Consider the following 22,206-nt stretch of genomic DNA (forward strand, 5'->3'; position numbering starts at 1 on the left):
ACGGTGCGGCGGGGGAAGGCGCGGTCGCTCGACCACCCGTCGGCGACCGCGCTCCACTCCCCCGAGCACACGCAGTAGACACCGCGGGGGTGACCTCGTGGTGGCCCGCAGGTGAACGGCAGGCGAAGCCGACCCGCGCGGCCGCTGTCCGCCTGGGTGCGACCGGCCGTCCCCCGGGCACCACGGACGTTCCCACCGGCACCCGGGTAGCAAGGACCGGTGGGGCCGCGTCGGCGCACGACGGCCACCGCACGAGCACGCAACACGATCGACAGGAGCGACACATGTCCGACCCCGGCATCACCCCAGGCGACGAGTTCAGCGACGGCGTCAGCGACTCCGACGACGAGGGCCGCGCCGACGACGTGGACCGCGAGTACGTCGGCGCGTACGAGACCGACGACGCCGAGGAGGCGCTCGAGACCGTGACGAACGACGCGGTCGCCGGCGAGACGGTCGAGCCGCAGCTCGGCGACGGCACCGACGACGGCCCGACCGGTGGGGCGCCGCGCGAGGGATCGCCGGACCTCTGGGAGCACGGCGACGACCGTCCGGACCTCGGCGGCGACCTGGGCACGAAGCCCCTCTGACGTGACCGGTCGACGGACGGGAGGCCCGGCGCACGACGTGCGCGGCCGCTCCCGTCCGTCCCCTGGCCACGACCGCGACCGGCCCGGGCACCGGGACCGCGCGCTCCGCCGCTTCATCGCCGACAGCACGCCGGTCATCGCGGGCGGCCGCGCGATCCTGCTGCAGATCGCCGACCCGGTCGTCGCCGCGGGCGTCCGTCGGCACTCCGACTTCGCGGAGCGACCGCAGCAGCGGCTGGCCCACACCCTCATGTACGTGTACGCGGTGGTGACCGGCACCGCGCGGGACGCCGCCGTGGCGCGGTCGTTCGTCGAGCACGCGCACCGGCCGGTCGCGGGAGCGAACGAGGTCGACCGACAGCTGTGGGTGGCCGCGACGCTGTACGACTCCGCGATCCGGACGCACCGGTTGCTCGGCACCCCGGTCGACGCCGAGCGGGCGGAGGCGGTCCTCCGGGCCTACGCGCCGATCGCCACCGCGCTCCGGGTGCCAGCGGACCGCTGGCCGACGTCGGTCGCCGCGTTCGAGGCGTACTGGGCCGACACGCTCGGGACCCTCCGGGTGACGGACGACGCCCGCAGTGTCGTCCGGGACCTCCTGCACCCCCGGGCGGCACCGCTCTGGGTCCGTTCCGCGATGCCCCTCGTGCGGATCGTCACCGTCGGCATGCTGCCGGACGCCGTGCGCGACGACTACGGCTTCGCGTGGGGACCCCGCGAGGAACGACGCTGGCGACGCACCCTCGCCGGCATCCGGGCGGCCCGCGCCGTCGTGCCCGGACCCCTGCTGCGCCTGCCGCGGGTCCTCCTGCTGCGCGGGATGCACCGCACCGCGGCCCGGCACGCGCACCACTGAGTGATCGGGTGTCCGTCCCCCGCGAGCCTGGACGTCCCCGCGCCGACCACGGTTGAGTGGGGCCATGTCCTCCTCCCTGTCCGGTGACGACTCCCTGCTCCTGCCCGAGTTCGACGCGCCGCCCGCGGACCCGCTCGACCTCGCCCGCACCTGGCTCGACCAGGCCGGCGAGCACGAGGTGTCCGAGCCGCTCTCGATGACGCTGGCCACCGCCGGTGCGGACGGCCGCGTCGGTGCCCGGACGGTCGACGTCAAGCGGATCGACGACCGCGGCCTGGTGTTCGGCACCTCGACGCTCAGCCCGAAGGGACGGCAGCTCGCGGAGAACCCGCACGCGGCCCTGCAGGTGTACTGGCGCGAGACGATGCAGCAGCTCCGCTTCGAGGGCCGCGCCGTGCAGCTCTCCGACGCGGAGTCCGACGGGCTCTTCGCCGACCGGTCGCCGAAGTCGCGCGCCGCCACGGCCGTCGCCGACCAGTCCGCGGTGCTCGAGCCCCGGACGCTGCAGGACCTCATCGACGACGCGAACGTGCTCCTCGACGAGTCCGACGACGACGTGCCGCGCCCGGCGGGGTGGGTGGCGTGGCGGCTCGAGCCGGACCTCGTCGAGTTCTGGCACGGCAGCCGCGACCGGATGCACCGCCGCCTGCAGTACGCGCACGCCCACGGCGCCTGGTCGGCGACCCGCCTCCAGCCGTAGCGCCGCGCGCCAGGGGCGCCCCGCCCCGGCAACCGCCGATGGGTCGCGAGCGTGCGGCGACGGGGCGGATCAGCCCCGCCCGATGGGGTTCGGCATCGCCCCCGCGCGGATGAGTGAGGACGACTGGTCCGCCAGGTCGACCATCGCGAGCGTGTTGCGCAGCTGCAGCCGGTTCAGGCAGGAGTGCTCGAACGTCGGCACCCGCAGGTCGAGCGGACGCCGACGGTCCGGGTGCTCCGCCGCGTGCCGGTCGACGCACCCGCCGACGAGCCGCCAGAAGGCGTCCCCGGGCAGGACCCCGTCGTCGTCGAGCACCGCTGCCAGGAAGCGCAGCACCCCGTCGAACACGTCGGTGAACACGGCGAGCGCCGCCTCGTCGTCGTCGACCGGGTGCACGATGCGGCGGATGTCCTCGGGCACCGGACGGTCGTCGTGCTCCCCGAGGACCACGACCTCCTCGCCGATGTCCTTCATGAACGCGCCGGTCACGGCCCCGTCGCGCAGGACGAGCACCAGGTTCTCGCCGTGCGGCATGAACGCCAGGTCGTGCACGGTCAGGCAGTGCACGACCGGCCGCAGGTACGCGTCGAGGAAGCGCCGCACCCACGTCGCCGCGTCCAGCCCGGAGGCACGCACGAGCTCGGCGGCGACCGCACGCCCGTCGGCGTCCCGGTGCAGCAGTGCCGCCATCGTCATGAGCTGCTCCCCGGGAGCCGTCCGGGGCACCGGGCTCTCCCGCCAGAGCGCCGCGAGCATCTTCCGCTGCGGCGAGGCGACGTCCACCCGGTGGTACGCGTCGCCGGTGTACCCGATCGCCGCGTGTTCGCGCAGCACCCGGAACCCGGCGTCCCGCAGGGTGGTGTCGGCCGCCACGAGCGACGCGACCCAGTCGTTCACCGCTGGGGTCGAGCGCATGTACGCCGGGGACATGCCCCGCAGGAACCCCATGTTCTGCACCGCGAGCGCCGTCTTCACGTACGAGCGCTCGGGGTGGCTGCGGTCGAAGGCGGTGCGGATGGACTGCTGCGGCTGGAACAGGTCCGGACCCTCCCCGAGGTCGACGAGGTCCTGCCGGCCGAGGTCGGGCGCGAACGTCACGGCGATGCGGTGCTGCCACTGCCAGGGGTGCACCGGCAGCCAGACGTAGTCGTCGGGGTCCAGGCCGCGGCGGGTGAGCGTCCGGCGGTGCTCGGCGACCGTGTCGGCCCCGAGTTCCGCGGCCCAGTGCTCCGCCTCGGTCCGGTCCGCGGCGAGCGCCAGGGAGGTGTGCGCCCGACGGGCGGCGAGCCACCGGATGCGGAAGCGGCCGCCGGACTCCGGTGCGTACGCCCGGTACTCGTCGAGGCCGAACCCGATCCGCCCGTTCGCGGCGACGAACGCCGGGTGCCCCTCGGTCATCGCCGCCTCGACGTCCTGGAACGAGGCGACGACGTCCCCGTCCCGTCGGCCGCGGGCGAGCTGTCGGGCCGACGGACCTCCGCGGCGGTGCTTGGCGGCCGCGCTCGCGAGCGTCGAGGCGACCTCCTCGAGGTACGTGCCGAGCAGGGCGTCCGGGATCCCGAGCACGTCGCGCAGTTCCAGCACGAGGTCCTGCGCGTCGAGCGGCAGCGGCACGGGGTCGGCCGAGGAGGACTCCCGCGTCAGGGTGTGCTCGTCGACGGACCAGTGCTCGAGCTGGTGCTGCCGTGCCCGGAAGCGGTAGCGCGAGCCGCCGGTGTCGAGCAGCCACCCGTCGCCGTCCGGTCGCGGTGTGACGAGTCGCTCGTGCGTGAACTCAGCCACGGCCTTCGCCACCAGGTGTCGTTGCGCGACCGCCAGGTGCTCGGGCCGGAGGTGCGCGGCCGGACCGTCGTCGTCGGGCACGCCGATCGATGCGGTGTCGAGCACCGAGAGCAGCGCGCGCTTGCCGTCCAGGTCGACCTCGCGGAGCGCCCGGAACCCGACCTCGGCGTTCTTCGCCTGCACCGCGGTGTTCCGCACGTCCGGCTCGACGACCACGCGCCGGGCACCGAGGGCGTCCCGGCAGTGCTCGACCACGGCGCGCATCACGGCACTGGTGAGTCCGTGCACCCGGCCTGCCACGGGAGGCGGGGCGACGAGCAGGTGCATGCCGACGTCACCGGGACGTGCGTCCCAGACGTCGACGAGCAGGACCGTCGCCGGGTCGTAGGTCTCGGCGTACGCGCACGGCACCCCGTCGCGCAGCACGAGCCAGCCGTCCTGCGCCGGGTCGGCCTGCACCGCGGTCAGGTACGTCCGCACGCCGTCGACGTCGGCGTGCTGCATGCCCCACCACGACGACGGCGGAGCCGCGAGCCACGACTGCACGCGGATCGCGTCCCGCTCCGGGTCCACCGGCACCACGGACAGGAGGCCCGGCAGCACCTCCGCCAGACCGGTCCGGTCGTGCTGGACCGCGCTCATGCGCGCACCTCCGCGTGCTCGGCGCGCACAGCGCGCACAGCGCGCTCGCCGCGCTCGCCGCGCTCGGCGCGCTCGCCGCGCTCGGCGCGCTCGGCGCGCTCGGCGCGGACCGAGGCGGGCAGACCGAACTCCTGGAAGGCGATCCGGGCCTCCAGGCCGTAGACCTCGCGCCCCGTGACGGACTGGATGATCGACGCGTTCCGCCACGCCCCCATGCCGAGGTCCGGTGCGGTCAGGCCGTGCGTGTGCTCCTCGGCGTTCTGCACCCAGATCCGACCGCCGAGGGTGTCCACGTGGTGGTCGCGGGCGACGGCGAGCCGACCCCGGGCGTCGCGCGCCACGAGGTGCGCGACCGGGTCGAGGAACCGCGGCGGCCGCGGCGCGTACCCGGTGGCGAGGACCAGGCGCTCGACCTCGTGCTCGTACGTCTCGCCGAGCTGCTCGTGCCGGAGTGTCAGCCGGTACACGCCCCGGTCGGCGTCCCAGTCGGCGGCGGTGACGCTCGTCTCGGTGCGCAGCGTCGTCGGGACCGGACCCCTGGCGCTGATCCGGTACAGCGCGTCGTAGACCTCGCCGACCAGGTCCGCGCTGATGCCCTTGTACAGCCCGCGTTGCTCGCGGCCGAGGCGGTCCCGGACGTGCTCGGGCAGCGCGTGGAAGTGGTCGGTGTACTCCGGACTCGTCATCTCGAGGGTGAGCTTCGTGTCCTCCATCGGGAAGAACCGCGGCGACCGGGTGATCCAGTCCAGGCGGTACCCGCCGTCGCGGATGCCCTCGAGGAGGTCGCGGTAGACCTCGGCGGCGGACTGGCCGCTGCCGATCACCGCGACGGACCCGGCGCCACGGAGGGCGTCCCGGTTCGGCAGGTAGTCGGCGGAGTGCAGCACCGGGCCGTCCAGGTCGCGGAGCGCGGCGGGCACCGACGGCTCGGTCCCGACGCCGACCACGACGTGCCGGGCCCGGTACGTCTCGGCACCGTCCGCCGTCTCGGCGTGCACGGTGAACAGGTCCTGCGCGGCGTCGTGCTCGACCGCGACCACCCGGCGTCCCCAGCGGAGGGTGTCGAGCCGGTCGGCGGCCCAGCGGCAGTAGGCGTCGTACTCGCTGCGGAGGGGGTGGAAGTCCTCGCGGATGAAGAAGGGGTAGAGCCGACCGGTCTCCTTGAGCCAGGCCAGGAACGAGAACGACGAGGTCGGGTCCGCCATCGTGACGAGGTCGGCGAGGAACGGCACCTGGATCGTCGCGTCGTCGAGCATCATGCCGTGGTGCCAGGCGAAGCCGTCACGCGCGTCGAGGAACACGGCGTCGAGGTCGTCGATCGGGTCGGTCAGGCAGGCGAGCCCGAGGTTGAACGGGCCGATGCCGATGCCGACGACGTCGTGCATCCGGGTCGTGGCGGTGGCGGTCGCGTCGACGGCGGTCATCGTGCGGCTCCGCCGGTCACGGTCGGCCGGGTCGACGCCGCGCGCAGGCGCTCCGCCGTGGCCACCACGTGGTCGAGGGAGGCCCGCATCTGCTCCGTCGTCGTCGCCGGGTTGAGCAGGGTCAGCTTGTTGCACGGCCGCCCGTCGGCCACGGTCTTCGCGATGAGCACCCGTCCCTCGGCCAGGAGCGCCGCGCGGAGCGGTGCCACCATCGCGTCCGACTCCTCGTCGGTGACCCCCGCCGGCTGCCAGCGGAACAGGACCGTGCTCAGCTGCGTCGGCGCCACGAGGACGAGGTCCGGGTCGGCCTGCACGAGCGTGTGCGTGTCGGCGGCCAGGTCGACGACGGCGTCGAAGGCCCGCCCGATCGCCTCCGCTCCGGAGGCGCGGAGCGTCGCCCAGAGCTTCAGCGCGTCGAACCGGCGGGTGGTCTGCAGTGACTTGTCGACCTGGTTCGGTTCGGTCGCGTCCTCCGGGTTGAGGTAGTCCGCGTGCCAGGAGGCCCGGCGCAGGTCCGCCGGGTCGCGCACCACGAGCACGCTCGACGACACCGGCTGGAAGAAGGACTTGTGCAGGTCGGTCGTGACGCTGCGGGCACGCTCGATGCCGTCGAGCAGGTGCCGTCGCGTCGGGGACACGAGCAGGCCGCACCCGTAGGCGGCGTCGACGTGCAGCCACACGCCCTCGAGGTCGCACACGTCCGCGATCGGCGCGAGCGGGTCGATGACCCCGCGGTCGGTGGTGCCGGCCGTGGCGACGACGGCCATCGGGGTGCGACCGTCCCCGCGGGCGTCGGCGATCGCGAGGGCCAGTGCGGACGGGAGCATCCGGCCGGACGTGTCGGTCTCGACGTCGACGACCGCGGCGTCGGGCAGGCCGAGCAGGCGGGCGGACTTGCGCACGCTGAAGTGTGTCTCCGCGGTGGCGAACACGGCGAGGTCGGTGAGCGCGGGGGCGGGGGCGGCCATCACGGAGGCAGCCGTCGCGGACGCGGCGGGGGCGGCGACCGTCGCGGGGGCGGCCGTCGCGGCCTCCCGCGCCAGGAGGAGGGCCTGCAGGTTGGACTGCGACCCGCCCGACGTGAAGATCCCGTCACCCGCCGGGAAGCCGATCCGCCGGGCCAGCCAGTCCACCACGTGCCGCTCGATGTCGGTCCCGATGCGCGACTGGTCCCACGTGTCGACCGAGGGGTTGACGGCGGCGAGCACGGCCTCCGCGGCGACCGCGGGCAGGGCGACCGGGCAGTTGAGGTGCGCGAGGTACCCGGGCGTGTGGAACCAGACGGCCTCGCGAACGAACAGGTCGTCGAGTTCGGCGAGCGCACGCTCCGTGCCGAGTGCCGGTCCGTCGAGGTCGACCGTGGCGACGCGCTGGTGGAGGTCCACCGCGGGGGTGTCGGTCGTCGGGACCTCGGCGACGGCGATGCGGTCGGCGAGTCGGTCGATGGTCGCGCCCACGGCCTGCCGGTAGCGCTGCGCCGTCTCGGGACTGATCAGGTCGAGCGGAGTCGTGTCGAGCGGAGTCGTGTCGAGCGGGGTCATGTTAGGTGAGGCTAACCTCACCTGCTCCCCCTGTCACCCGTCCGGAGCACCGGGCGTGGCGGACGCGAGTGACCCTCGAGTGCGTCCGGGCCGGGGCTCCCGGTACGGTCGGGGCATGGGGCACGTCCAGCAGCTCACCGTCCGACCAGCCGTCGACACGGATGCGCCGGGCATCGCCGACGTGCACGTGCAGGCATGGCGCGAGGCGTACGCCCACCTGCTGCCGGCGGCGTTCCTCGCGTCACTCGACCCCGTCGCGCGCACCACACGGTGGCGGCGGACGATCGCGGGCGCGAGCGCAGCCGGCACGAGCGTGGCGGTCGCCGAGCACCGCGGCGCCGTCGTCGGGTGGGCCACCGCGGGTCCGGCTCGCGACGACCCCGCCATCCGGGACGTCGAGCTCACCGGCATCTACGTCCTGGCATCGGCGCACGGGTCGGGCGCCGGTCAGCTGCTCCTCGACGCCGTCCTCGGCAACGCACCGGCGTTCCTGTGGGTCGCCGACGACAACCCCCGGGCGCAGGCCTTCTACCGGCGGAACGGGTTCCGACGCGACGGCACGACGAAGACCGAACGGCTGGGCGACAACGCGGTCCTCGCCGCCCGGATGGTGCGCTGAGCCGTCGGCTAGAGCTTCTCGATCGGCGCGATCTTGATGAGCAGCTTCTTCCGCCCCGCGCTGTCGAACGCGATCTCCGCGATCCGCTTGGCGCCCTGACCGGTCACCGCCGAGACGGTCCCCTGCCCGAAGTCGACGTGCGAGATCCGGTCCCCCGGAGCCAGCTCCATGTCGCCGTTGTCCCGGACCTGCCCGGACACCCGGTTCGCCCACTCCGTCTTCGGCTTCGTCTTCGCCGCGGCGGCCGCACGGTCGTAGGACCCACCGCTCCAGCCGCCACCGCCGCGGTAGCCACCGCCACCGGTGCCGCCGCCGAAGCCACCGTCGCGCTTGGCGTTGAGCGCGCGGGGCTGTGTGCCGCCGCGACTGTTCGCCATGCCCGGTGACTGCTTCCACTCGACGAGCCCCTCGGGGATCTCCTGCAGGAAGCGTGAGGGCATCGCCACGTTGACGTCGCCGAACTGCGCCCGGGTCATCGCGAGCGACAGGAACAGGACCTTCTTCGCCCGGGTGATGCCCACGTAGAACAGGCGTCGCTCCTCGGACGGACCACCGGGCTCGTTCGCCGACATCCGGTGCGGGAGCAGGTCTTCCTCGACACCGGTCAGGAACACGGCGTCGTACTCCAGGCCCTTCGCGGTGTGCAGCGTCATGAGCGACACCGTGCCGGAGGAGTCGTCGAGTTCGTCGGCCGCGGCCACCAGGGAGACCTCGGTGAGGAAGTCGGCGAGCGTGCCCTCGGGGTTGTTCTTCTGGAACTCCCGGGTCACGGCGACGAGTTCGTCGATGTTGTCGGCACGGGCGGCGTCCTGCGCGTCCGGCGACTTCCGGAGCTGTTCGAGCAGCCCCGAGCCGTCGAGCAGCTGGGTGAGGGTGTCGACCACCGGCTGGTCCGCGGCCTTGGCGGCGACCTCGTCGAGGAGCCCGGCGAACGAGGTGATCGCGGTGCGCACCTTCGGTCCGAACCCGAGCTCGTCCGCGTGCCGCAGGGCCTCGCGCATCGAGACCTCGTGCTCGTCGGCGTACCGCTGCAGGGCGGTCTCGGTGACGGCGCCGATGCCGCGCTTCGGCACGTTGAGGATGCGTCGGAGCGACAGCGGGTCCGCCGGGTTGGCGACCGTGATCAGGTACGCCATCGCGTCCTTGATCTCGGCGCGCTCGTAGAACTTCGTCCCGCCGAGCACCCGGTACGGGATCGCGGCGCGGATGAAGATCTCCTCGAGCGCACGCGTCTGCGAGTTCGTCCGGTAGAACACCGCCATGTCGCGGTAGTCCATGCCGTCCTCGTGCAGACGCTGGATCTCGTCCGCGACGAACTGCGCCTCGTCGTGCCCGGTGTACCCGGTGAAGCCGACGATCTTCTCGCCGGCACCCACGTCCGTGAACAGGTTCTTCGCCTGCCGGTCGAAGTTGTTCGCGATGACCGCGTTCGCGGCGTCGAGGATGTTCTGCGTCGATCGGTAGTTCTGCTCGAGCAGGATCACCTTCGAGTTCGGGAAGTCCCGCTCGAACTCGACGATGTTGCGGATGTCCGCGCCGCGGAAGGCGTAGATCGACTGGTCGGAGTCACCCACGACCGTGAGCGACGCCGGCGCGATCGACCCGTCGGTCTCCCGCATCCGCTCGACGTGCTGCCCGGCGTCCTCGAGCTTGTCGACCTGCTCCACGGGCACGGGACGGGTGAGTTCGCGGATGAGCGCGTACTGCGCGTGGTTCGTGTCCTGGTACTCGTCGACCAGGACGTACCGGAAGCGGCGCTGGTAGAGCGCGGCGATCTCGGGGAACGCGCGGAACAGGAACACGGTCTGCCCGATGAGGTCGTCGAAGTCGAACGCGTTCGCCCGGCGGAGCTCGCTCGTGTACCGCCGGAACACCTCGGTGAACATGACCTCTTGCGGGTCGTCCGTGTTGATGTTGCGCGCGTAGGTGTCGATGTCCTGCAGCTCGTTCTTGAGCTTCGAGATCTTCGACGCCGCCGCCCCGACGGTCAGCCCGAGCGTGTCCGCTTCGAGGTCCTTGATGATCCGCTTGAGCAGCGCCCGGGAGTCGGCCGAGTCGTAGATGGTGAACGACTGCGGGAACCCGAACCGCTCGGCCTCGCGCCGGAGGATCCGCACGCATGCCGAGTGGAAGGTCGAGATCCACATGCCCTCGGCGGCCTGCCCGACCAGGGCCTGCACCCGCTCGCGCATCTCGGCCGCGGCCTTGTTCGTGAACGTGATCGCGAGGATCTGGGACGGCCAGGCCTCGCGGTTGGCCAGCAGGAGCGCGATGCGTCGGGTGAGCACGCTCGTCTTGCCCGAACCGGCACCGGCCACGATGAGCAGGGACTCGCCGCGGTACTCGACGGCTTCCTTCTGCTGGGGGTTCAGGCCCGCGGTGAACGGGTCCTCGTACGCACGGTCACCCGCGCCGGGACCGTGCGTACGGCCGGGCGTCGAGTCGGAGGGGTCGAGCACGATCGTCATGTCCGGGACAGTCTAGGCGCGACCTGCGACACCCATCAGGCCCGCGCAGCGCCGTCCGCGACGAGCGATCGGGCACGGACGGCGAGGTCCGCGTGGTCCGCGAACACCCCGTCCACGCCCGTCCGGACGACCGAGGTGAACCACCGCTCCCAGTCGCCGTGCGCCGCCAGGTCGCCCCCGCGCCGGAGCGCCGCGGGCAGGAACCGGTTCTCCGGTCGGAGCGTCCACGTGTACACCGCGAGCCCGACGGCGTGCGCCCGCTCGACGACGTCGCTCCGCACCGGTCCCGGGTCGTCGACGGCGCGGGTGTCCACACCTGCCATCAGGGTCGGCAGGTCCACGCTGATCCCGTCGAACTCCGTCGCGAGCCGGGCCAGTGCCGCGTCGGTCCGCTCGGTGGCGTACGTGGGGGCCGCGGCGCCGGCTGTGGCGACCTCGTCCGCGGCCGCGCCCCGGGCCTCCTGGAGGTACACCAAGCGCGCACCGGTGCCGAGCGCGGCCACCTCGCGCAGCACGCGCTTCTCGAAGGACTCGACCGTCAGCCGGTCGTCGCCACGCCAGCCGGCCGAGCCGAGGACGCCGTCCAGCAACGAGGCCATCGGGAACCCCGCGGCGGCGAACGCGCTGGCGTGCTTCACCTCGGCGACGAGCCCGACCCGCCGCGGGGCGGCGTCCAGGATCGCGAGCAGGTCCTCCAGGCGCAGGACCGTGTCCTCGCCGTCGTGCTGCCGGGAGGCCCGGCGCAGCTCCGGCAGGCGCTCACGGGTCCGCAGGGTGCGCAGTTCCTCCCACGTGAAGTCCTCGGTGAACCAGCCCGTGGTCCGGTGCCCGTCGATCGTCTTCGTCGTCCGCCGGTCCCGGAACTCCGGGCGGTCGGCGACGTCGGTCGTGCCGGACACCTCGTTCTCGTGCCGGAGCACAAGGACGCCGTCCTTCGTCGGCACGAGGTCCGGCTCGATCGCGTCCGCACCGAGCTCGACCGCGAGCTCGTAGGCGCTGCGGGAGTGCTCGGGCCGGTACCCGGAGGCACCGCGGTGGGCGATGACGAGCGGCTGCATGCACGCGACGATACGGACTGCGCGAGCACGGCGCCGACGTTCAGCCAGCGTGGGGACACCGTTCGGTGGACCGACAGCAGCGGTCCATAGGCTCGTCACCAGGAGGGCCCGGGGACGTTCCGCTTCCCGCGAATCCACAGCCATCGAGCACACCTGGCCCGTAGGCTGTGAGGACACGAAGGAACGGCTCCGCCGCACTCCTTCCCGAGCCCACGAGCCGATGCCATCCGGGTACCGGCTCCACGACTCCACACCAGAGGAAATCAGAGGACACCATGGCCTTCAAGCCCGGTTTCGACCAGTCCCCCGCCTTCAACGACGCGGGCCGGAACGCATGGGGCGCCGGCTCGAACACGCAGCAGGGGTACCCCCAGCAGGGCTACCCGCAGCAGGGCGGCTACCCGCAGGCGCCGTACGGCCAGACCGGCTGGGGACAGGCGCCGCAGCAGCCCGGGTTCTCGCCCGACCAGCTGCGTGACATGTACGACCGCCCCTCGGCGAACAAGGTCGACACGGACCGGATGTCGTACGAGGACACCATCGTCAAGACGCTCCTGGCGTTCGGCGTGCTCATCGTCGGTGCCGTCGCCGGCTGGAACCTCCCGCCGGTGGTCTGGATCGTCGGCGCGCTCGTCGGGTTCGTCCTCGCGCTGGTGAACACCTTCAAGAAGAAGCCGTCGCCCGCCCTGGTGCTGGCGTACTCCTTCTTCGAGGGCCTCTTCGTCGGTGGCATCTCGGGCATGTACAACACCATGTGGGACGGCATCGTCACGCAGGCGGTGTTCGGCACGCTCGGTGTCTTCGCGGTCACGCTCCTGCTCTTCACGTCCGGCAAGGTCCGCGCGACCCCGAAGGCCACGCGGTTCTTCCTCGTCGCGCTGGTCGGCTACATGGCGTTCTCGCTCGTCAACGTCGTGCTGATGCTCCTGGGCGTGACGCAGTCGGCGTTCGGGCTCCTCGGCGTCACGGTGTTCGGCATCCCGCTCGGTGTGGTGATCGGCATCCTCGTGGTGCTCATGGCGGCGTACTCGCTCGTCCTCGACTTCGACCAGATCAAGACCGGTGTCGAGCGCGGCGCGCCCCGCATCTACGCCTGGACGGCGGCGTTCGGCCTCATCGTCACGCTCGTCTGGCTGTACCTCGAGATCCTGCGCATCCTGGCGATCATCGCCAGCAGCTCGCGCAACTAGCTCGCAGCACACGGAGGGCCCCGGCAGTCGCCGGGGCCCTCCGTCGTTCCCGCGCGCTGCGTCGCCGGCCGCGTGCCGAGGTCGCACGAACCGCCGCCGGCGGTCCGGCGAGGTTGCACGAACGGCCGCCGGCGGTCCGGCGAGGTTGCACGAACGGCCGCCGGGACGGCTGCCCGACGACCGAACGTGCGACCTCGGCGACCTCGAACGACACGTCCTGCGACCCCGCCGCTCGCGTGCGCCGAGGTCGCACGAACTGCCGCCCGGTCGCCCGTCCAGCAACAGGACGTGCGACCTCGGCGACCATCGAACGGCATGTCCTGCGACCTGGACGGGAGGCGCGGGGTGCGCCCGGCAGGACGAGCGAGGGCCCGGTACGCACTGCGTACCGGGCCCTCGGGCGTCAGGGGAGCCTCACTCCCACTCGATCGTCCCCGGCGGCTTCGACGTGACGTCGAGCACGACCCGGTTGACGTCGCGCACCTCGTTGGTGATGCGGTTCGAGATCTTCGCGAGCACGTCGTACGGCAGGCGCGTCCAGTCAGCGGTCATGGCGTCCTCGGACGAGACCGGACGGAGGACGATCGGGTGCCCGTAGGTACGACCGTCGCCCTGGACACCGACCGAACGGACGTCGGCGAGGAGCACGACCGGGCACTGCCAGATCTCGTCGTCCAGACCCGCTGCGGTGAGCTCGGCGCGGGCGATCGCGTCCGCGGCCCGCAGGATCTCGAGGCGCTCGGCGGTGACCTCGCCGACGATGCGGATGCCGAGACCCGGGCCGGGGAACGGCTGACGCCCGACGATGACCTCGGGGAGTCCGAGCTCGCGGCCGACCGCGCGGACCTCGTCCTTGAACAGGGTGCGGAGGGGTTCGACGAGCTGGAACGTCATGTCGTCGGGCAGCCCGCCCACGTTGTGGTGCGACTTGATGTTCGCGGTGCCCGAACCGCCGCCGGACTCGACGACGTCCGGGTACAGCGTGCCCTGCACGAGGAACCTGACCTCGGCGTCACCGTCGGACGCGCGTGCTTCGAGCACGAGTGCCTCGGCCGCGGCCTCGAACGTGCGGATGAACTCGCGCCCGATGATCTTGCGCTTCTGCTCCGGGTCGCTGACGCCGGCGAGCGCGTCGAGGAACTGCTCGCGGGCGTCGACCGTGACGAGCCGGACGCCGGTGGAGGCGACGTAGTCCTCCTCCACCTGCTTGCGCTCGTCGGCGCGGAGGAGCCCGTGGTCGACGAACACGCACGTCAGCTGGTCACCGACGGCCTTGTGCACGAGCGCCGCGGCGACGGCGGAGTCGACGCCACCGGACAGCCCGGCGATCACGCGGGACGAGCCGACCTGCGCGCGGATTCGCTCGACCTGCTCCTCGATCACGTTCGCGGAGTTCCAGTCGCCCGGCAGCCCGGCAGCCCTGTGCAGGAAGTTCTCGAGCACGGCCTGGCCGAACGCCGAGTGCTTGACCTCCGGGTGCCACTGCACGCCGTAGAGCTTGCGCTCGTCGGAGGCGAAGGCGGCCACCGGCGTCGAGTCGCTGGAGGCGAGGACCGCGAAGCCCTCCGGGGCCTTCGCGACCGAGTCGCCGTGCGACATCCAGGTGGTCTGCGACGCGGGCTGCCCGCCGAGCAGGACGCTGTCGGTCCCGCTGACGGTGACGTCGGTCGCGCCGTACTCGCGCAGGCCGGTGTGTGCGACCTCGCCGCCGAGCGACTTCGCCATGGCCTGGAAGCCGTAGCAGATGCCGAGCACCGGGACGCCGAGGTCGAGGATCTCGCTGTCCAGAGCCGGAGCGCCGTCCTCGTAGACGGAGGACGGGCCTCCCGACAGGACGATCGCGGCGGGGTCCTTCGCGCGGATCTCGTCCGCCGTGACGGAGTGCGGGACGATCTCGCTGTAGACGTTGGCCTCGCGGACGCGCCGTGCGATCAGCTGCGCGTACTGCGCGCCGAAGTCGACGACGAGGACGGGACGCTGTTCGGTCTCGCTCACCGAGCGCTCTCCTTCTCCCGCGACTGCTGCGCGGTCAGCTCGTGGTGGGTGGTCATGGCGGCCTTCTGCATGCGGTGCTCGACCACGAAGGACATGAACGGGATGATCCCGCCGAGGGCGATGAGCAGGAAGCGCGACGGCCGCCAGCGCATGATGCTCCAGAGGCGGAAGTCCGCGAAGAGGTAGACGACGTACAGCCAGCCGTGGGCGATGAGGATCGCGACGGACAGGTTGAACGTGCCGGGCGCCTCGCCGGCGGTGCCGTTCGGGACGAAGAACGCTCCCCCGCCGAGCTGCATCTCGCGCTGGATCGGCGTGTACTTGATGACGACCTCGACGATCAGGGCCAGCAGCAGCACACCGGTGATGTACGCGGAGATGCGGTAGAACCGCACGGCCCCCGGGATCTTCGGGATGTCGCGGGTCCGGACGGTCAGAGCCATGCCGTCGATCCTACCGGCGACCCGGCTCGGCCCGGGCGTCGTCCACAGCGGCCTCGTCGGCGGGCGCCTCGTCATCAGCGGCGCCACCGGCGGCCGCTTCGGCGGTCTCGCGCTCCTCGTCCTGCTCGCGCTCCCAGGCGTCCTTCACGAAGCGGTACCAGAGGAAGACGGCGAACCCGGCGAAGACGACCCACTCGACCGCGTAGAACAGGTTGAGCCAGTCGAACTGGACCTCGCGCGTGGGGGCCCGGTCGGCGATGGTGCCGAGGTCCGCGGCGTCCGCGACGGCGGCTCCGGCGACGACGTAGCCGCCGTACATCCGGTCGTCGAACGCCTTCCAGGTGTTGACGAACCGGGCCGGGGCGACGGCGGAGTACTCGCCCTGCTCGAAGGCGTCCTGGTCGGGCGACTCGGCCGGGTAGTACCGGCCCTCGACCGTCATGGTCGCGCCGTCGGTCAGACGGTCACCCCCGGCGACGGCGGCCGCCCGCTGGTCGGACCACCCGATCACGACCGGGAGGCTCGCCCCCGTCGCGTCGTCGACCAGGTGTCCGACGGCCTGGTACGTCCCACCCCCGCTGCGGCCGGTGAGGACAGTGGTGTCCCCGGCGACGAAGCGCCCGGAGACGGTGATCTTCTGGCCCGCGAGCGTCGAGCCGACGGGCTTGTCGGGGGTCGTGACGTCATCGAGAGCGCGCCGCGTCTCCGTCCCGGCGGGCAGCGGCTTGCCGTTCTCGATGCTGCGCTCGAGCTGCCACTTGCCGAGCGCGGCGAACACGCCCGCCAGCACGATGGCCAACACGAGCAGTGCGATCCACCTCGGACGTCGTGCAACGGCCCACATGCGTGTCAGTACTCCGGATCGCGTGGTCGGACCGGGCGTTCGGGACGCTCGGCGGGGATCTCGATCGACGACGTGCTCACGCGCACGGGTTCCGGTGTGACCGGCTGTGCGCGCGACGGCGTCGTCTCCGGTTCCCCATTCTCGCGCTCTTCCCTGCCCGCGGCCTCCACGAGGGCGATCTCCTCGGCGAACCGACGGTCGCGCTCGGCCTTGCGCTCGGCGGCGGCCTGCGCTGCCGCCAGCTCGCGCCCGCGGAGCTTCCGCACCCGACCCGGCCGGAGCACGAGCCGACCGATGCGGTCGGAGTTCACCGCGAGCAGCGGACCGAGCACCGCCATGATGAGGACGTAGAGCCCGGCGAACGCGGTGATGCGTTCCTCGAGTCCGGCCGCCGCGGACAGCGTCGCGAGGATGAGCGCGAACTCGCCGCGGTTGACGAGGATGACCGCCGTGTTGATGCCCTGCTGGACGCTGAAGCCGTTCATCCGGGCGACGAGCTGCCCCGCGACGGCGTTGAGCACGACGGTCATGCCGATGGCGGCGACGACCGGCCAGAGCACCTCGCCGAAGGTCGAGACGTCCAGGCCGAGGCCGAAGTTGACGAAGAAGAACGCCGCGAAGACGTCGCGCATCGGGAGCGCCAGCTGTTCGATGCGGTCCCGGTAGCGCGTGGCACCACAGAGCAGCCCGATGACGAACGCACCGATGGCGTCGGTCACGCCGAGCAGGTCCCCGATGCCACCGAACATCACCGCGAGGCCGAAGAACAGCACGGTGAACAGCTCGTCGTCGCGGGTCGCGAAGATCCGCGAGACCTGCTTGCCGCCCCAGCGCGCCAGGCTGAACATGACGATGAGGAACCCGAACGCGAGCGCGAGCTTCCCGATCACCGCCCAGACGTTCGTGTCGCCGGAGAGCACCACGGACACGATCGCCAGGTAGACGGCGATGAAGACGTCCTCGATGACGGTGACGCCGAGGATCATCGGTGTCTCGTCGTTCGCCAGGCGCCGGAGCTCGATGAGGAGCTTCGTCACGATGGCGCTCGACGACGTCGCCGTCATCCCCGCGATGATCAGGGCTTCGCGCGTGCCCCATCCGAGTGAGAAACCGAACGCGAACCCGACGCCCATGTTGATCGCGACGTAGGTGCCGCCCGACACGAGGAGCTTGCCGGCGTTGCCGTAGAACTCCTCCTGGTCGAACTCCAACCCCAGGTTGAACAGCAGCAGGATGAGCCCGAACGTGGCGATGAGCTCGATCGTGTGGGACTCGACGCTCAGTCCGATCCACGGGGTGTGCGGGCTCGCGATGAGTCCGACCACCATGTAGACCGGGATCGCCGGCAGGCCGATGGTCTTGCCGAGACGTCCGAGGACGTAGGCGATGAGGAACAGGCCGCCGATGGTCAGCAGCTCACCACCCAGGTGCATCGACTAACTCCCGGGCGGCGCCTCGGCAGCGGCTGCTGCCAACTGACCGCTGCGGTAGAAGGAGAACGCCTTCGCGACCTTCTCGGGCGCGCCGGCGACCACGATCGTGTCCCCGGGGAACACGACGAAGTCGGACGAGGGCGCCGGGTTGGCGCTGTCGCCGCGGACCACCGCGACGACCGTCAGGCCGATGAACCCGGAGTCGTGCAGGTCGCCGAGGGGCTTGCCGGCGATGGCGTCGTCGTAGTCGACGCTGAACCAGTCGATCGACAGGCCGGGGATCTCGTCGAGCTTGTCGAGGCCCTCCGTGATCCGGGTGCCGCCGAGCAGCTCGGCGAGGGTGTGCGCCTCGTCCTCGCTCAGGCGGAGCGAGACCTTCTCGGACTTGTCCGCGCCGTCGGCGACGTCCGCGAACGAGATGAGGTCGGAGTGACCCGACCGGTGCGTGATGACACCGCACTTGCCACCGTCGTCGGTGTAGAAGCTGTGCAGCACGCCGACGCCGGGGAGTTTGACGCGATGGACGTCGACCATGATGGCTCCCTTTCCCAGGACACCCATGCTAACCACCGGGAGGGCTCGGCCATTCCGTTCTCCACAGGTCATCCCGGCGGTGGACGCGGCGGTCCACCCCGCCCGGTGAGGATGGCCGGATGACCTCCAAGACCGTCGTCGCCGTGTCCGGCGCGCTCGTCGTCACCGCCTACGCCGCGCTGCTGGCGGTGAACGCCCTCGTGCTCGACCCGCTCGCCGCGGTGCCGGGGAAGTCGCTGTCGGAGATCTACGCCACCGTCGACGCGATGGGCATGAACTCCCGGCAGGACGTCGTCGGTGTGCTGGTGACGGCCGGCATCGGCGTGGTCCTCGCCGTCGGCTTCGCGATCGCGGCGATCTGGAAGGAGATCCCCGTACCGGTGGCCCTCGTCTGCCACCTCGCCTTGGTCGCGTGCGGCTCCGGTACCGTCTTCCAGTCGGGCTTCTTCCTCGGCATGGACGTCGCGGACTCCTTCGGGGTGTCCGGCGGCGCGCACGGCATGGGCGCCGCTGTGCTCTACGGCACGAGCCTCGCGGCCCTCGTCGCGATCCCGGCGGTCCTGTTCCTGACGATGGTGCAGACCCTCCGCCGCGCCCGCGCCGCCGCGTAGCCACCCGCGCCCGCGCCGCCGCGTAGCCACCCGCGCTGGCCGGTCCCGGACCGACGCACCAGCGGCACGTCCTCGGCCCAGGGTGGGGAGCCTCCCGTCCGGCCCGCGTCAGCTGGGCTCGGTCGTCTTCTCGCCCACGACCTGCTCGTCGGACGCCGTCGCCCCCTCGGCGCCGTCGCTCCGGCCGCCGCCGACGACGACGTCGTCCTCCTCGAACCCGAACGCGATGTCCGGCGCCTCGAGCCGCACGCGGTCGGCGGACTCGTCGTCGGGCTGCAGCTGCGACTCCCGCTCGGCGGCCACCCGCTTGAGGTAGTTCGACACCTCGTTCTCGGTGGTCTCCTGGTCCCAGCCGAGCACGTCCGCCATGAGCCGCGCGGCAACCGGCGCCGCGGACTCGCCGCGGTCCCAGGCCTCGATGGAGATGCGGGTGCGGCGGGCGAGGACGTCCTCCAGGTGCAGGGCACCCTCGTGCGAGGCCGCGTACACGACCTCGGCCCCGATGTAGTCGTCGGCACCGGGCAACGGCTCGGCGAGCGAGGGGTCCTCCTGCACGAGCTGCAGCACCTCGGTCGCCAGGGTGCCGTACCGGTTGAGCAGGTGCTCGATCCGGACCTTGTGCACGCCGAACGTCTTCGCGGTGCGGGCCCGCTTGTTCCACGCGGCCGGGTAGCCCTCGGCGCCGAGCAGCGGGATGTCCTGCGTCGTCGACTCCGGGATCCTGCCGTCCATCGCTGCGGCGGCCTCGTCGATGGCGTCCTTGCCCATCACGCGGTAGGTCGTCCACTTGCCACCGGCGACGACCACGAGGCCCGGGGCCGTGTGTGCGACGACGTGCTCACGGCTGAGCTTCGACGTGGCCTCGGACTCCCCCGCCAGGAGCGGTCGGAGACCGGCGTAGACGCCCTCGACGTCCTCGCGGGTGAGCGGCACGGCGAGCACCTTGTTGACGTGTTCGAGGATGTAGTCGATGTCCGCCGCGGTCGCCGCCGGGTGCGCCTTGTCGAGGTACCAGTCGGTGTCGGTCGTGCCGATCAGCCAGTGGCGACCCCACGGGATGACGAACAGGACGCTCTTCTCGGTGCGGAGGATCATGCCCGAGTTCGACTGGAACCGGTCGCGCGGGACGACGAGGTGCACGCCCTTCGACGCACGCACCTTGAACTGCCCGCGGGTGCCGACCATCGCCTGGGTGTCGTCTGTCCAGACACCCGTCGCGTTGACGACCTGCTTCGCCCGGATGTCGAAGTGCTCACCGGTCTGGATGTCGTGCGCGTGCGCCCCGACGACCCGCTCCCCGACCTTGATGAAGCCCTCGATCCGGACCCGCGAGGCAGCGTGTGCGCCGTACGAGGCCGCCGTGCGGACGAGTGCGGCCACGTAGCGGGCGTCGTCGACCTGCGCGTCGTAGTAGGTCATGCCGCCGACGAACGCGTCCTTCTTGAGGGACGGCATCGAGCGGAGCACCTGCGTGCGGGTGAGGTGGCGGTGGTGCGGCACGCCGGGCGGACGTCCGCCGGACCAGCTGAAGACGTCGTACATCGCCATGCCGATGCCGATGTAGAAGCGCTCCCAGACCCGGTGGTTGAGCGGGTACAGGAAGCGGACCGGCTTGACCAGGTGCGGGGCGATGCGCTGGAGCAGCAGGCCGCGTTCGATGAGGGCCTCGCGGACGAGCGTGAAGTTGAGCTGCTCGAGGTACCGGATGCCACCGTGCACGAGCTTCGACGACCGGCTGGACGTGCCCGAGCCCCAGTCGCGGGCCTCCACGATCCCGACCGACAGGCCCCGGGTGACGGCGTCGAGTGCGGCACCACCGCCGACGATGCCGCCGCCGACGACCAGGACGTCGAGCTCCCGGGTCTTCAGGGTCTCGATCGCGGCCTCGCGCTCGTCCGGGCCGAGCTTCGTCGCGGGGTCGAACCCCGCGGTGCTCGACGCACCGTTCGTGACCGTCGTTGTCATGATCGCCTCCATCGCCGTCCGGCGCCGGAGCAGCGCCCGCGGATCGTCCACGGGCGCACCGCGTCAGCGGTGGTAGGGCGCCACGACCACTTCTACTCGCTGGAACTCCTTGACGTCGGAGTACCCGGTCGTCGCCATCGACCGACGCAGGGCGCCGACCAGGTTGGCGCGGCCGTCCCACGACGGGGTCGGGCCGTTCAGGATGCTCTCGAGCGAGCCGATGGTGCCGACCTCGACGCGACGGCCGCGGGGCAGCTCGGGGTGGTGCGCTTCGGCACCCCAGTGGAAGCCACCGCCCGGGGCCTCTGCCGCGCGGGCCAGTGCGGTGCCGAGCATGACGGCGTCGGCCCCCATCGCGATCGCCTTGACGACGTCCCCGGCGGTGTCGAGACCGCCGTCCGCGATGACGTGCACGTACCGCCCGCCGGACTCGTCCATGTAGTCGCGACGAGCGCCGGCGACGTCGGCGACCGCGGTGGCCATGGGTGCGTGGATGCCGAGCGCGGCGCGCGTGGTCGACGCCGCGCCCCCGCCGAAGCCGACGAGCACGCCCGCGGCGCCGGTGCGCATGAGGTGCAGGGCCGCCGTGTAGGTGGAGGCACCGCCGACGATCACCGGGACGTCGAGCTCGTAGATGAACTTCTTGAGGTTGAGCGGCTCGGTGTTCTGCGACACGTGCTCGGCGCTGACCGTCGTGCCGCGGATGACGAACAGGTCGACACCGGCGTCCACGACCGTCTGCGAGAACTCCTGCGTGCGCTGCGGGCTGAGCGAGCCGGCGACCGGGACGCCGGCGGCGCGGATCTCGGCCAGACGGCGGGTGATCAGCTCGGCCTTGACCGGCTCGGCGTAGATCTCCTGCATGCGCTTCGTGACGTTGCCGTCGGTCAGCGTGCGGATCTCGGCGAGGTACGGCTCCGGGTCCTCGTAGCGGGTCCACAGGCCCTCGAGGTCGAGGACCCCGAGGACGCCGAGACGCCCCATCTCGATGACGGTCGCGGGCGAGGCGACGGAGTCCATCGGCGCGGACAGGATCGGCGACTCGAAGGTGAACGCGTCGATCGACCACTGGACGTTGACGTCCCGCGGGTCACGCGTCCGCCGCGAGGGGACCACCGCGATGTCGTCGAACGCGTACGCCCGACGTCCGCGCTTGCCTGCACCGATCTCGACTTCGCTCACCCGGCAACCCTACCGGGCGGGGTGTCCGGGTGGCACGGCCGGACGGTCGGCGGGTCAGCGCGTGCGACGTCGGCGGAGCACCCGGAGCGTGAGCCCGAGCAGCAGCGCCAGCACGATGAGCACGACGAGGAGTGCGGCGGCGACCTTCACGAGCAGGGCCGCGCCGACGAAGAGCACGACGAACACCACCCACACGAGGGCGTCCATCGCCCGGGCCGAGAAGCGTTCCACGCTGGAACGGTACCCGACGCGCCGGAGGCGGGACGGGCCTCCCGGCCGGACGGGAGGCACGGGGTCGCTCCCGCGGACACGCGCGTCTGCGCGAGACG

At 72.0% G+C, this 22,206-nt stretch carries 19 protein-coding genes; 6 read left to right on the forward strand and 13 right to left on the reverse strand.

The window, feature by feature from the left end:
• Positions 1-284 precede the first annotated feature (284 nt).
• From DEJ16_RS04470 to DEJ16_RS04480, 3 genes are all read left to right on the forward strand, one after another.
• Positions 285-590, forward strand: coding sequence for a hypothetical protein (locus tag DEJ16_RS04470; RefSeq protein ID WP_110824179.1), 306 nt, complete (start codon positions 285-287; stop codon positions 588-590).
• A 1-nt stretch (position 591) separates the two neighbouring features.
• Positions 592-1,446 carry an oxygenase MpaB family protein gene (locus DEJ16_RS04475; protein WP_181419457.1) on the forward strand — a complete coding sequence of 285 codons (855 nt, stop codon included), beginning with the start codon at positions 592-594 and terminating at the stop codon, positions 1,444-1,446.
• 64 nt (positions 1,447-1,510) lie between these two features.
• Entirely contained in the window at positions 1,511-2,146 is a 636-nt protein-coding gene (locus DEJ16_RS04480; RefSeq protein ID WP_110824181.1) for a pyridoxal 5'-phosphate synthase, read from the forward strand.
• A gap of 69 nt (positions 2,147-2,215) precedes the next feature.
• Here DEJ16_RS04480 and DEJ16_RS04485 read toward each other — a convergent pair whose 3' ends face one another.
• From DEJ16_RS04485 to DEJ16_RS04495, 3 genes are read right to left on the reverse strand one after another with little or no spacing between them, the layout of a single operon-like run.
• Positions 2,216-4,570: a GNAT family N-acetyltransferase gene (locus tag DEJ16_RS04485; RefSeq protein WP_110824182.1), complete on the reverse strand. Its 2,355-nt coding sequence runs from the start codon at positions 4,568-4,570 to the stop codon at positions 2,216-2,218.
• The gene (locus DEJ16_RS04490) at positions 4,567-5,994 is read right to left on the reverse strand and encodes a lysine N(6)-hydroxylase/L-ornithine N(5)-oxygenase family protein (protein ID WP_110824183.1); all 1,428 of its coding nucleotides are present in this window, start codon (positions 5,992-5,994) and stop codon (positions 4,567-4,569) included. Before DEJ16_RS04490 ends, DEJ16_RS04485 begins: the two co-directional genes overlap by 4 nt.
• Positions 5,991-7,535 (reverse strand): pyridoxal-dependent decarboxylase, encoded by a 1,545-nt coding sequence (locus tag DEJ16_RS04495; protein ID WP_110824184.1) that lies wholly within the window; start codon positions 7,533-7,535, stop codon positions 5,991-5,993. The genes DEJ16_RS04490 and DEJ16_RS04495 overlap by 4 nt, the downstream gene beginning before the upstream one ends.
• A gap of 115 nt (positions 7,536-7,650) precedes the next feature.
• Between DEJ16_RS04495 and DEJ16_RS04500 the strand changes: the two genes are divergently transcribed.
• Positions 7,651-8,154, forward strand: coding sequence for a GNAT family N-acetyltransferase (locus DEJ16_RS04500; RefSeq protein ID WP_110824185.1), 504 nt, complete (start codon positions 7,651-7,653; stop codon positions 8,152-8,154).
• A gap of 8 nt (positions 8,155-8,162) precedes the next feature.
• Here DEJ16_RS04500 and DEJ16_RS04505 read toward each other — a convergent pair whose 3' ends face one another.
• Together DEJ16_RS04505 and DEJ16_RS04510 are read right to left on the reverse strand one after the other, a co-directional pair.
• Positions 8,163-10,622 (reverse strand): ATP-dependent helicase, encoded by a 2,460-nt coding sequence (locus DEJ16_RS04505; protein ID WP_110824186.1) that lies wholly within the window; start codon positions 10,620-10,622, stop codon positions 8,163-8,165.
• A gap of 35 nt (positions 10,623-10,657) precedes the next feature.
• Complete coding sequence (locus DEJ16_RS04510) at positions 10,658-11,680, reverse strand: glycerophosphodiester phosphodiesterase family protein (RefSeq protein WP_110824187.1); 1,023 nt, start codon at positions 11,678-11,680, stop codon at positions 10,658-10,660.
• A gap of 275 nt (positions 11,681-11,955) precedes the next feature.
• Here DEJ16_RS04510 and DEJ16_RS04515 point away from each other — a divergent pair, with 275 nt between their 5' ends.
• Positions 11,956-12,870 carry a Bax inhibitor-1/YccA family protein gene (locus DEJ16_RS04515; protein WP_110824188.1) on the forward strand — a complete coding sequence of 305 codons (915 nt, stop codon included), beginning with the start codon at positions 11,956-11,958 and terminating at the stop codon, positions 12,868-12,870.
• 414 nt (positions 12,871-13,284) lie between these two features.
• Here DEJ16_RS04515 and guaA read toward each other — a convergent pair whose 3' ends face one another.
• From guaA to DEJ16_RS04540, 5 genes are read right to left on the reverse strand one after another with little or no spacing between them, the layout of a single operon-like run.
• Positions 13,285-14,865: a glutamine-hydrolyzing GMP synthase gene (gene guaA, locus DEJ16_RS04520; RefSeq protein ID WP_110824189.1), complete on the reverse strand. Its 1,581-nt coding sequence runs from the start codon at positions 14,863-14,865 to the stop codon at positions 13,285-13,287.
• Positions 14,862-15,308, reverse strand: a complete 447-nt coding sequence (locus DEJ16_RS04525) for a DUF3817 domain-containing protein (RefSeq protein WP_110824190.1) — start codon at positions 15,306-15,308, stop codon at positions 14,862-14,864. The genes guaA and DEJ16_RS04525 overlap by 4 nt, the downstream gene beginning before the upstream one ends.
• A 10-nt stretch (positions 15,309-15,318) precedes the next feature.
• Positions 15,319-16,110, reverse strand: coding sequence for an SURF1 family cytochrome oxidase biogenesis protein (locus tag DEJ16_RS04530; protein ID WP_181419458.1), 792 nt, complete (start codon positions 16,108-16,110; stop codon positions 15,319-15,321).
• Positions 16,111-16,157: 47 nt separating this feature from the next.
• Complete coding sequence (locus DEJ16_RS04535) at positions 16,158-17,585, reverse strand: cation:proton antiporter (protein ID WP_110824192.1); 1,428 nt, start codon at positions 17,583-17,585, stop codon at positions 16,158-16,160.
• 3 nt (positions 17,586-17,588) lie between these two features.
• Positions 17,589-18,119 carry a cation:proton antiporter regulatory subunit gene (locus tag DEJ16_RS04540; RefSeq protein ID WP_110824193.1) on the reverse strand — a complete coding sequence of 177 codons (531 nt, stop codon included), beginning with the start codon at positions 18,117-18,119 and terminating at the stop codon, positions 17,589-17,591.
• A 119-nt stretch (positions 18,120-18,238) separates the two neighbouring features.
• On the opposite strand from DEJ16_RS04540, the gene DEJ16_RS04545 reads away from it, so the two are divergent.
• The gene (locus DEJ16_RS04545) at positions 18,239-18,730 is read left to right on the forward strand and encodes a hypothetical protein (protein ID WP_110824194.1); all 492 of its coding nucleotides are present in this window, start codon (positions 18,239-18,241) and stop codon (positions 18,728-18,730) included.
• Positions 18,731-18,838: 108 nt separating this feature from the next.
• On the opposite strand, the gene DEJ16_RS04550 is transcribed toward DEJ16_RS04545, so the two are convergent.
• The 3 genes from DEJ16_RS04550 to DEJ16_RS15685 all read right to left on the reverse strand — a co-directional run bounded on the left by DEJ16_RS04550 (position 18,839) and on the right by DEJ16_RS15685 (position 22,108).
• Positions 18,839-20,695, reverse strand: a complete 1,857-nt coding sequence (locus DEJ16_RS04550; RefSeq protein ID WP_110824434.1) for a glycerol-3-phosphate dehydrogenase/oxidase — start codon at positions 20,693-20,695, stop codon at positions 18,839-18,841.
• A 63-nt stretch (positions 20,696-20,758) separates the two neighbouring features.
• Positions 20,759-21,877, reverse strand: a complete 1,119-nt coding sequence (locus DEJ16_RS04555; protein ID WP_110824195.1) for a GuaB3 family IMP dehydrogenase-related protein — start codon at positions 21,875-21,877, stop codon at positions 20,759-20,761.
• Between the two features lie 54 nt (positions 21,878-21,931).
• The gene (locus tag DEJ16_RS15685) at positions 21,932-22,108 is read right to left on the reverse strand and encodes a hypothetical protein (RefSeq protein ID WP_181419459.1); all 177 of its coding nucleotides are present in this window, start codon (positions 22,106-22,108) and stop codon (positions 21,932-21,934) included.
• Positions 22,109-22,206 lie beyond the last annotated feature (98 nt).

The sequence above is a fragment of the Curtobacterium sp. MCJR17_055 genome (assembly GCF_003224335.1).
GTDB lineage: Bacteria > Actinomycetota > Actinomycetes > Actinomycetales > Microbacteriaceae > Curtobacterium.

Excerpts from the sequence above, each read along its gene's own strand:
- DEJ16_RS04470 (WP_110824179.1), top strand. The coding sequence starts at position 285 with ATGTCCGACCCCGGCATCACCCCAGGCGACGAGTTCAGCGACGGCGTC.
- DEJ16_RS04480 (WP_110824181.1), top strand. The coding sequence starts at position 1,511 with ATGTCCTCCTCCCTGTCCGGTGACGACTCCCTGCTCCTGCCCGAGTTC.
- DEJ16_RS04485 (WP_110824182.1), bottom strand. The coding sequence starts at position 4,570 with ATGAGCGCGGTCCAGCACGACCGGACCGGTCTGGCGGAGGTGCTGCCG.
- DEJ16_RS04490 (WP_110824183.1), bottom strand. The coding sequence starts at position 5,994 with ATGACCGCCGTCGACGCGACCGCCACCGCCACGACCCGGATGCACGAC.
- DEJ16_RS04495 (WP_110824184.1), bottom strand. The coding sequence starts at position 7,535 with ATGACCCCGCTCGACACGACTCCGCTCGACACGACTCCGCTCGACCTG.
- DEJ16_RS04500 (WP_110824185.1), top strand. The coding sequence starts at position 7,651 with ATGGGGCACGTCCAGCAGCTCACCGTCCGACCAGCCGTCGACACGGAT.
- DEJ16_RS04505 (WP_110824186.1), bottom strand. The coding sequence starts at position 10,622 with ATGACGATCGTGCTCGACCCCTCCGACTCGACGCCCGGCCGTACGCAC.
- DEJ16_RS04510 (WP_110824187.1), bottom strand. The coding sequence starts at position 11,680 with ATGCAGCCGCTCGTCATCGCCCACCGCGGTGCCTCCGGGTACCGGCCC.
- DEJ16_RS04515 (WP_110824188.1), top strand. The coding sequence starts at position 11,956 with ATGGCCTTCAAGCCCGGTTTCGACCAGTCCCCCGCCTTCAACGACGCG.
- DEJ16_RS04525 (WP_110824190.1), bottom strand. The coding sequence starts at position 15,308 with ATGGCTCTGACCGTCCGGACCCGCGACATCCCGAAGATCCCGGGGGCC.
- DEJ16_RS04535 (WP_110824192.1), bottom strand. The coding sequence starts at position 17,585 with ATGCACCTGGGTGGTGAGCTGCTGACCATCGGCGGCCTGTTCCTCATC.
- DEJ16_RS04540 (WP_110824193.1), bottom strand. The coding sequence starts at position 18,119 with ATGGTCGACGTCCATCGCGTCAAACTCCCCGGCGTCGGCGTGCTGCAC.
- DEJ16_RS04545 (WP_110824194.1), top strand. The coding sequence starts at position 18,239 with ATGACCTCCAAGACCGTCGTCGCCGTGTCCGGCGCGCTCGTCGTCACC.
- DEJ16_RS04550 (WP_110824434.1), bottom strand. The coding sequence starts at position 20,695 with ATGACAACGACGGTCACGAACGGTGCGTCGAGCACCGCGGGGTTCGAC.